Origin of the sequence: Yersinia sp. IP36721 (genome assembly GCF_003634395.1) — a bacterium.
GTDB classification, from domain to species: domain Bacteria; phylum Pseudomonadota; class Gammaproteobacteria; order Enterobacterales; family Enterobacteriaceae; genus Yersinia; species Yersinia entomophaga.
Map to the genome: position 1 here is coordinate 44,386 of NZ_QCZL01000028.1, position 10,285 is coordinate 54,670.

Consider the following 10,285-nt stretch of genomic DNA (forward strand, 5'->3'; position numbering starts at 1 on the left):
AATTAATGAACATAAACGCTTGCAAAGTGTCACGTCGGCGGCATAATTCGTGAATTCTTATAATAAGCATTCGCATTTAGTTATTAACATTTAGGCATCAACCTTTAAATATTCGCATTAGCGATAACATCGCAAACTTTCAGGGAACACCAAATAATGAAAAGCACAGCAATAATCCGGGGCGGTAAAAATCGTTTAGCGCCGCGCCTTTTGTTTGTCATGATCGGCGCAGCCTTGGGCACGCTATCTGCGCCGCTAATGGCAGCCGATGAAACAGCGGTAGCAACCAAAGACGCCGCTAAGCCAGCTGCGGCAAAAGGTGGCGATACTATTACCGTCGTTGGCACGCAGGAAACTTTCCGCGCGGGCGGTAACGATCTGATTCCGACCTATCTGGACGGTCAGGTGGCGAACGGTGGCCGCATTGGTTTCCTCGGCCAGCAGGATGCTCGTAACGTTCCTTTTAACGTTATCGGTTACACCTCTAAGTTGGTGGAAGATCAACAGGCACATACAATAGCTGAGGTCGTGAAAAATGATGCCTCGGTACAAAATGTACGCGGTTTCGGTAATGCCTCACAAAACTATCGGATTCGTGGTTTTAATCTGGATGGTGATGATATTTCATTCGGCGGCCTGTTCGGCGTATTGCCGCGTCAGGTTGTTGACACCAGCATGATCGAACGCGTTGAAGTATTCAAAGGCCCAAACGTTTTTGTGAACGGTATTTCGCCGAGCGGTAGCGGCGTTGGCGGGATGATTAACCTTGAACCTAAACGCGCCGGTGATACGCCATTGACTCGCGTTAGTCTGGATTATACTTCCTCATCCAAAGTGGGCGGGGCGCTGGATGTGGGGCGTCGCTTTGGTGACAATGATCAGTTTGGCGTGCGTGTGAATATGCTGCATCGCGAAGGGGAGACGGCAATCCATGACCAGAAAGAGCGTACCACCGCACTTTCTACCGGCTTGGATTATCGTGGCGATCGCGCCCGTTATTCCTGAACCGCCGGCGGCGACTTTGAATTATGGTCAGCAGTGGGTTTATACCGACATGGCGACCACCTTTGGTATGCTGCGCAGTGAATATGACCTAAGTCATAACTGGACCGTCTATGGTTCTGTTGGTGCCAGTCGTAACGAAGAAACCGGCCAGTATGGCTCACCTACACTGACGGATAACAACGGCAACGCGACTATTAGCCGCCTGTACGTGCCTTATACCTCGGATTCTATTGCCGCGTTAGGCGGGGTTCGCGGTCATTTCGATACTGGTTTGGTCACGCATAAAGTGAATATTGGTTATGCGGCCAACTATCGTAAAGCGATGTCCGCCTGGAATATGTCCGACCCGGTAGAGACCAATATCTATAATCCGGGCGTGATTCCATTCCCGCCGGCAACTTCAGGTAGTGCCAATCAGGATCCAACGCTTAACAGTCAGGTTCGCGCCAGCAGCATTTCCGTGTCTGATACCTTATCGGCACTGGATGATAAAGTGCAGCTGATGCTGGGGCTGCGTCGCCAGGAATTGGTGATTCGTAACTTTAGTAACGGTGTGCCGGACAGCGTCAATTCACAAGATGCGATGAAAGTGACCCCAATCTACGGCGTGTTGGTTAAGCCGTGGGAAAACGTATCTCTGTATGCAAACCACATTGAAGCGTTGTCTCCGGGGAAAGTTGCGCCCTGGTATACGGCAAACGCAGGTAATGTAACCGGCATTGTTCACTCTAAACAAAATGAAGTGGGCGTGAAATTTGATAACAAACGCTATGGAGGTACGTTAGCGCTGTTTGAAATTACCAAGCCGGCAGGTTCTATCGATCCTGTCACCAATACATACGCTCTCGGCGGCGAACAACGTAACCGTGGTATTGAGCTGAATGTGTTCGGTGAACCCGTATTTGGCACTCGCCTGTTAGGTAGCGCGGTCTGGTTAGATCCTATTCTGACTCAAGCGCAGGATAGTAAGAATAACGGTAACTACGCGGTTGGCGTTGCTCGCTATCAATTGGTGTTCGGCGGCGAATATGATATTCAGTCGGTTGAGGGGTTAACGGCGACAGGCACCGTGACTCGTTCCGGCTCTCAGTATGCGAATGATGCCAATACCTTGAAAATCAAACCGTGGACTCGTCTGGATCTGGGTATGCGTTATACCATGCCGTTAAAAGATACCAATCTAATCTGGCGTGCCAACCTAATGAACGTGACTAACGAACGTTATTGGGAATCTGTAGAAGATACGGGTACTTATATTTATCAAGGCAATCCGCGCGAGCTGAAACTGTCTGTCTCGATGGATTTCTAATTAGCTTAGGCTAATTAAACTCTCTGTCACTGTCCCGCCGTTGGGTTGCTAACGGCGGGATTTTTTTAATCGATAATAGCTCGTTTACCGATATTCTGCGCCAAACGCAGCAGATAACCGTCCGGATCTTGCACTAAACATTGTCGCTGGGCGATTTCGATTTCATTGGCACGATACCAAACGTCGGCACAGGGCTGAAACACCGGGCAGTTGACCTGCTGCAGGCGCGTCAGAATCGGGGCGACCTCAGTCACTTCAATCTGGAAAGTCACGCCATTACCCAATGTCTTACCGAAAGGTGCCGTCAGCCAATGATCATCATCTCCCTGATACTGCTCCAGCATAATTTGCGCACCTTCGCGAACCAGATAGATAAAGCCTTGTTCTGGTCGGTCGTATCTGATGCTGAAACCAATTATTTCACACCAAAAATAAATGCTTTTCTTGATGTCGCGCACCACTATTTCGGGAGCCAACGTCGCCCAATTATCCATTTTCTGTTGTTACCTCAGTGAATAGCGGGAACAGACAGAATAGGGGAGAGAGGGCCATTCGCCAATACAAGGAGGGGAAAGTTGTGTTGTGAGTAGGATGAATCGTGAGGAAGAGAGTGTTCAGGCAGCCGATCAGGGAATAACTAACCGGCTGCGGAGGAGCTAGGCCATGTTATACAGGTGCTCGTATAGAATATTAAAGCCGATGCCGATAAGAATAACGCCACCGATAATTTCGGCTCTCTTGCCTAACAGTGGGCCAATATAGCGGCCAATCAGCATACCGAGCGTTGCCATTATCATGGTGGCCATACCGATAGCCATGGCGGTATGCAGGATATTGACCTGTAAGAATGCCAGACCTACACCGATGGCCATCGCGTCCAGGCTGGTGGCAATGGCGGTCATCACCAAAACCCAAAAGCCGTGACGCCTAACCTGCGCTTCGTCCGCAGAAGGCCCTTTACAGCCTTCGACGATCATTCGGCAACCTAAGATAAACAGCAGGCTAAAGGCTACCCAGTGATCCCACTCCATAATGTATTGGCTGGCAAATAAGCCGATGCCCCAGCCGATTAATGGCGTAATAGCTTCAATCACGCCGAAAATTAATCCGGTGCGAACGGCTTCACGAAAACGGGGTTTATACAGAGTGGCACCTTTGCCAATTGAGGCCGCGAATGCGTCCATTGACATGCCAAAAGCCAGAATAAGGGTTGCTGATAGATTCATGGTAAATAGTCTCGGCCGGGTGGCTCCATATACACGCAACCCACCCCCAACCTACGACGGAGTTACGTGTCTATGGTCTCGCCAACCTTACCTGGCTGCCCGCACCACGTTTCGATGAATGAAACGAGTATGTTGATACGGGCGTTTCTGAAAAGCGATGTAATGCAGGATTACATGCGTCAGAAACCGGCTACTCCCCAATGAACGGCGCAACCTTATCATATTATTTTGACATCGGACAACTATAAAAAAATAATAGCGATCGAGTTGATAATGATATTTATTCTTGTTATCAACTTGAGCGCTAAATCAGATGATATAAGCAGCAATAATAATGTGGACTTAAAGCGGAAATATATTTTTGTTGTTGGCAAATTAAGCATTCTGCGGAAATTTTAATCTGCCATTAGGTTCGAGGAAATATTTTCAACCTTGATTTTCAAGGAAAAAGTTATAAATTTTTTCTAGGTCATCCAAATGTGTCACTTGAATCAGTAACCTACGCTTTTCTAACTCGATAACTAGAATGCCATCTTCAGACAAATTCATAGTCTTTATCCGGTTATATTCTATAAAAGCGTTAGCGTAGAAGAATCCGGTGGGTTTAAACAATAATTTAGGCCAACGGATATAAGATATATACAGAGCGACTAAAGCCAAACCAAACAATAAATAAGTGGTGAGTGGGGCGCCGTCGGACATCACATTATTATAAATAAGAATGGCAATTAACCCGACAAAGATCAGGCAGTCGAGTTTATTTTTACGTTTTAGGCGGATGGCCAATAACGTTTTTCCCTTCAACGTCTTCATGATGAATTCGTCGTAAATAGCGTAGATAAGCAATAGGGTAATAAAGACAACCAAGACAATATCGGTAACCGACATGCGTTTACTCCTGAAAAAACAACCGGGGGCTAGCCCCCGGTTTGATACAGATATACAGACAGTGCGCGGAAATTACGGTGCCAGGAAACCAATCCAGTAGCCGAAGATACCGATGGCGAAGAAGCCCATAATAATCCACAGGGCGTTAACTTTACGGCGTAACAGCCACATACAGCCGAAGGTTAACAGTAGCGGTACCAGCCCCGGCATCAACTGATCCAGAATGGTTTGTACCGTCGTGATAGTGGTTTCACCGGCCTGGTTGGTAATACGGGATACCACCACCGGAATATCAACGTGCGTCCACTTGTTAACCAAGGCCCCCATAACAAACAGGCCGAGAATTGACGCCCCCTCGGTCAGTTTTTGCAGGAAGCCGCCGCCCATATCGTTAACGATATTGACCCCTTTCTTATAACCGTAGGCCACGCCGTAATAACGGGTTAGCAGGCGAACCAGGTTAAACAGCACGAAGAACAGGATCGGCCCGAGCAAACTGCCGCTCAAGGCGATACCGGCCCCCAGCGCCGCGAATACCGGACGTACGGTGCCCCAGAAGATCGGGTCACCCACACCGGCCAGAGGCCCCATTAAACCGACTTTGATACCGTTAATCGCTGCATCGTCAATCGGTGCGCCGTTAGCCCTTTGTTCTTCCATTGCCATGGTAACGCCCAGTACCGGCGCGGCCACGTAAGGGTGGGTGTTGAAGAACTCCAAATGGCGTTTAATTGCCTGCTTGCGCTCATCGTTATTCTCTGGATACAGACGACGGATCACCGGCACCATAGAGAAGCAGAAGCCCAGCGCCTGCATACGTTCGAAGTTCCATGACCCTTGGAAAAGGTTAGAGCGTAAAAACACACCGCGAATGTCGCTGGCCGTGAGTTTCTTTTCACCAGTAGTTGTTGTATCAACCATTTCTCTCACCTTCGCTTAGTCTAATTCGTTATCGAGATCGTTATTGGCAGGAGCCGGACCAGACTGCACAACCTGAGATTTGTTGTATTTCGGGCTGAGCTGAATGTAGAGAACGGCCATGACGACACCAATCACACCCAAAGCAACAAGGTTGAAGTTGGTGAAGGCTGCGGTAACGAAACCTAAATAGAAGAACGGCATCAAGTAGCCAGCACGCATCATGTTGATAACCATGGCGTAACCGACCACGACGATCATACCCCCTGCGATATTCAGACCGTTGGTAACGACTTCTGGGATAGAGTTAAGCAGTGACTGAACTTCCGATGTCCCGACGGAAAGGGCAACGATCAGTGCAGGAATAGCAATACGCATGGCCTGTAAGAACAGGGCAGAGACGTGTAGCCAGGTAATGGCTCGCAGACTACCGCGCTCCGCCGCACTGTCTGCCGCGTGCTGGAAAGCCACGGTAACGGTACGAACGATGATGGTCAGCACTTGACCGGCGGCGGCCAGCGGGATCGCCAGTGCAATACCGGCCCCGATGCTTTGACCACCGGCGATAACCAGAATGGTAGAAATGATGGATGCCAGAGCAGCATCAGGGGCAACGGCGGCGCCGATGTTCATCCAGCCCAGAGCGATCATTTCCAACGTACCACCGATAATAATACCGGTTTTCATATCACCTAAAACGATACCGATTAAGGTACAGGCGACGAGGGGACGGTGAAATTGGAACTCATCCAGAATGGAACCCATCCCGGCGATACAGGCAACGATAAATATCAGCACAATCTGAAGAGTTGTGATCTCCATTGTACTTCTCCTATGACTAAAAAAAGCTGAGTAAAATAACCCTGTTCAAACAGAACCGGACATAACCTTTCTGTGTAGTTATTTATAGAGCTAATTAGTTAAGTTTTGCGATCAGATCCATCATTTTTAAGCGACTATCCGAAGACACTTTTCGTACTTCCAGTTCGATCCCGCGTTCATTTAATTTCTTAAATGCTTCGACATCTTTCTCATCAACGGAAACCGCGTTGTTGACCTGGGTTTTACCCTGACGGAACGCCATACCACCAATGTTGACCGATTTAATATCCACGCCGCCTTCTACCAGGCGCAGGACGTCGTTTGGATTGGTGAATAACAGCATGACCCGATCTTTGGCATATTTAGGGTTGTTGTATACGCGAATGGCTTTTTCCACATCGACGACGTGGGCCGTTACGCCGGGAGGAGCAACCTGAGTCAGTAGGGTCTTACGCATATGGTCGGCAGCAACTTCATCACTGACAACAATAATACGATTGACGTTGGTTTCTTTGGTCCAGCGAGTAGCGACCTGGCCGTGAATCAGACGGTCATCGATACGCGCCAAACCGATCTTCATATGGTCATCGGGACCCAAAGGTGCAGCGGGCGCGGACGGCGCTTTGGCTGCGGGAGCTGGTTGCTGCGTCTCGGGCTTATCACTCGTATCTGGCGTTTTTAAGGCTTTTACACCAGTGCGACCGGTTTCCACCGCGATACTGACCAGTTCGGCGAAGGATGGATTATCATCACGCGCCATAAAGGTTTCTACCAGCATCGGAATGTTAACCCCGGTGACGACCTCATAGTTTTCTTTATCAACAACGATACGGCTGGCGGCATTAAAGGGACTGCCTCCCCAGGTATCGACCAGGAACAAGACACCTTTCGTGGTATCCAGACCTGCCAATTTCCCTGTGTACTTCTCAATAAGCGTTTCGGCATTTTCACCGGGTACGAAATCGATATACGCGACGTTTTCTTGCTCGCCTAGGATCATTTCCGCAGTACGCAGTAGCTGTTCAGCCGCTGCCCCGTGTGTGCCGATGATAATAGCTATACTCACTCGCTACCCCCTCAGTTAACTCAAGATTGAGTTCTGGCACGTCATGAAAGTTGGTTTACTACCAGCGCGTCCCTGCGGTACATATTGAATCTATTATGATAGTCGTAATCACTACGACCCGCCGACGATTTGTCCTTTATCCCCATGAATCGATTCAGGTCATGGGCACAATGCCGCTGGCTGGTATTTATTTTAGTCAGTGAAAAAATAATTTATGTGACGTTGCTCATTTATTGGGACATGTTATGAATAGATTTAGTCTGGTTGGATAATTAAACAGCACTGATGTGACAAAGAGTGTTGGAAGGTTAATAATTCCCGCTATGACATTAAAAAGATTCCTGATAAAGTTAAGTTCATTTTTATTTGTAAGGAGTTAAGGGCCTCAGCTCTCCCTATGGACTGTCACCGAAGTTACTGCTTTGAAGAAGGTTATCCCCCGCCTGCGGGTAAAAATCAGGTTATTCGATCGCGTATTTATCTATCGCTCATCTTCGTACAATCTTTCACTGAATTCCGACGTGTAATCGGTTTGCGGCGTTTTGTCGTGCCTGTTAAATCACGTCTATCCCGTCAGTCATGTTCTAATTTTTGGAGTCTTGCATGGAATTTCTAATGGACCCCTCGATTTGGGCAGGGTTACTTACGCTGGTCGTGTTGGAAATTGTACTGGGTATCGATAACTTGGTGTTTATCGCTATTCTGGCCGACAAACTGCCGCCTAAACAGCGAGACAAGGCCCGAATTATCGGCCTGGCGCTGGCGCTGATTATGCGTTTGGGACTGCTGTCGGTGATTTCATGGATGGTTACCCTCACCACCCCGTTGTTTAGCGTCGCCAGTTTCAGTTTCTCCGGACGGGATTTAATCCTGTTGGTCGGCGGGCTGTTCCTGTTGTTTAAAGCCACCACTGAGCTACACGAACGGCTGGAAGGTAATCAGCATGATGGCAATGCTAACCGAGGCTACGCCAGTTTTTGGGCGGTAGTCGCGCAAATTGTGGTGCTGGATGCGGTGTTCTCGCTCGATGCGGTGATTACCGCCGTCGGCATGGTGAACGATTTACCGGTCATGATGACCGCAGTGATCATTGCGATGGGCGTCATGTTGCTGGCCTCTAAAGCGTTAACTAACTTCGTTAACGCCCATCCTACGGTGGTGGTGCTGTGCCTTAGCTTCCTGTTAATGATCGGCTTAAGTCTGATCGCGGAAGGTTTCGGTTTCCATATTCCGAAAGGTTATCTGTACGCGGCCATTGGTTTCTCTATCCTGATTGAGCTGTTTAACCAGATTGCGCGCCGTAACTTTATCAAAAATGAATCCCGGTTGCCGCGACGCCAGCGTACCGCCGAGGCGATTATTCGCTTGATGGGCGGACGTAATCAGGAGCAAGAGCAGGGCAATGCGCCTCAAAATGCGCCCGTTGAAGCTTTTGCGGAAGAAGAGCGCTATATGATTAGCGGTGTGCTGACGCTGGCTTCCCGCTCATTGCGCAGCATTATGACGCCGCGCACCGAAATCAGCTGGGTTGATTGCCATCGCTCCAAAGATGAGATTCGGATGCAGTTGTTGGATACGCCGCATAGCTTGTTCCCGGTGTGCCGTGACTCGCTGGATCAGATTATCGGCGTGGTGCGAGCTAAAGATCTGCTGGTGGCCATTGAGCAAGGCCAGTCTATCTGCGAATTTGCGGCGGCAACGCCACCCATCGTGGTGCCAGATACCATGGATGTCATCAATCTGTTGGCGGTGTTGCGTAAAGCCAAAGGGCGTCTGGTGGTAGTCAATGATGAATTCGGTGTGGTTCAGGGGCTGGTAACGCCGCTGGACGTGCTGGAAGCTATCGCCGGTGAATTCCCTGACGAAGATGAAACCCCGGATATCATCACCGACGGGGATGGCTGGCTGGTGAAGGGCGGTGCAGATTTGCACTCGCTGGAGCAAGCGCTGAACTGTCAGGAACTGGTTAGCCCGACGGAGGACTACGCATCGCTGGCGGGGATGTTACTTTCTCACTCCGGCCACATGCCATCTGCCGGAGATGTGATTGAACTGCATCAACTGCGTTTCCAAATCATTGACGTGACCGATTACCGTATTGAATTAGTTCGTATCGATAAAATCGAACCTTCAGACGACGAATAAGCGCAGATTTTCGGTTAACCAGTTATACCCTAAGGGAGCCAATCGGCTCCCTTTTAACAATCCAGCCTCCTCCTGCTATCTCGGCTTCTGAGGGGGCAATGCACTGACGTTAGCTGTATTTCTTAGCGCGCGAATAATGCGCTGACTATTGAAACGCTAAATTAGACGGCGAAATAACGCTGCGATAAACCGGATGCTGTTTAAACGGACGAGACTTTCATGGAGAGAAATATACGAGTTTACGTGAGTTGATAGACCAAGAAATGTGTCTGATCTCCGGCGGTAATATGGGCAGCGGGAATTTACAGGCCGCAGCGAGTGTGAATACCAATCATTCAGTGAATTAATTTCTGCTGGAGTGGACCCTCTATCGATATGAATGAAACAATAAATATCCTCCGGCATAGCCGGAGGTTTTTCATATGCGCCTATAAGGCTCTGTTGCCAGCCGCGCCCTAACAGGCGCATCGCGATCTGACATTTGCATTTATGGATTACTTACGGCCCGTAAACGGGCTGATCGGATAGGGGATCGAGAGTTGCTCACCCATTTTATCCTCTTCCAACTGGTGCTTTATGTATTCTTGTATCCTGGCTGTATTTTTCCCAACCGTATCAACGTAATACCCTCGACACCAGCACTCCCTGTTACGGTATTTGAACTTCAAATCGCCAAACTGCTTATAAAGCATCAGGCTGCTCTTTCCTTTCAGGTATCCCATAAAACCCGACACACTCATTTTGGGCGGGATTACCAGAAGCATATGGATGTGATCCACACAGCATTCTGCTTCCAGAATATTCACGTTTTTCCATTCGCACAGCTTTTTTAAGATACTGCCTATCGCTTTGCGCTTTTCCCCGTAGAACACCTTTCTTCGGTACTTCGGCGCAAAAACCATGTGA

Annotated in this window: 8 protein-coding genes, 1 pseudogene and 1 riboswitch; of the genes and pseudogenes, 2 read left to right on the forward strand and 7 right to left on the reverse strand. The window is 49.0% G+C overall.

Annotated elements, in window-relative coordinates; all coding sequences use genetic code 11:
* Positions 1 to 219: 219 nt before the first annotated feature.
* Positions 220 to 2,314 (forward strand): annotated as a pseudogene (locus tag DBA33_RS17710) (TonB-dependent siderophore receptor).
* Between the two features lie 65 nt (positions 2,315 to 2,379).
* Here the strand turns inward: DBA33_RS17710 and DBA33_RS17715 are convergent.
* From DBA33_RS17715 to manX, 6 genes are all read right to left on the reverse strand, one after another.
* Complete coding sequence (locus DBA33_RS17715; protein WP_120806911.1) at positions 2,380 to 2,808, reverse strand: VOC family protein; 429 nt, start codon at positions 2,806 to 2,808, stop codon at positions 2,380 to 2,382.
* Positions 2,809 to 2,970: 162 nt separating this feature from the next.
* Positions 2,971 to 3,540, reverse strand: a complete 570-nt coding sequence (mntP, locus tag DBA33_RS17720) for a manganese efflux pump MntP (protein WP_120806912.1) — start codon at positions 3,538 to 3,540, stop codon at positions 2,971 to 2,973.
* 11 nt (positions 3,541 to 3,551) lie between these two features.
* Positions 3,552 to 3,751, reverse strand: a riboswitch (yybP-ykoY riboswitch).
* A 215-nt stretch (positions 3,752 to 3,966) separates the two neighbouring features.
* Positions 3,967 to 4,428, reverse strand: a complete 462-nt coding sequence (locus DBA33_RS17725; protein WP_064517954.1) for a DUF986 family protein — start codon at positions 4,426 to 4,428, stop codon at positions 3,967 to 3,969.
* Between the two features lie 72 nt (positions 4,429 to 4,500).
* Complete coding sequence (locus DBA33_RS17730) at positions 4,501 to 5,349, reverse strand: PTS mannose transporter subunit IID (RefSeq protein WP_064517956.1); 849 nt, start codon at positions 5,347 to 5,349, stop codon at positions 4,501 to 4,503.
* 15 nt (positions 5,350 to 5,364) lie between these two features.
* Complete coding sequence (locus DBA33_RS17735) at positions 5,365 to 6,168, reverse strand: PTS mannose/fructose/sorbose transporter subunit IIC (protein ID WP_049600476.1); 804 nt, start codon at positions 6,166 to 6,168, stop codon at positions 5,365 to 5,367.
* 94 nt (positions 6,169 to 6,262) lie between these two features.
* A complete protein-coding gene (gene manX, locus DBA33_RS17740; RefSeq protein ID WP_064517958.1) occupies positions 6,263 to 7,234 on the reverse strand; it encodes a PTS mannose transporter subunit IIAB in 972 nt (323 codons plus the stop codon).
* A 603-nt stretch (positions 7,235 to 7,837) separates the two neighbouring features.
* On the opposite strand from manX, the gene DBA33_RS17745 reads away from it, so the two are divergent.
* Positions 7,838 to 9,379, forward strand: a complete 1,542-nt coding sequence (locus tag DBA33_RS17745; RefSeq protein WP_064517960.1) for a TerC family protein — start codon at positions 7,838 to 7,840, stop codon at positions 9,377 to 9,379.
* A gap of 494 nt (positions 9,380 to 9,873) precedes the next feature.
* Here DBA33_RS17745 and tnpA read toward each other — a convergent pair.
* Positions 9,874 to 10,285: IS200/IS605 family transposase (gene tnpA, locus DBA33_RS17750; protein WP_120806913.1), on the reverse strand; the 412-nt coding region annotated here is incomplete at its 5' end.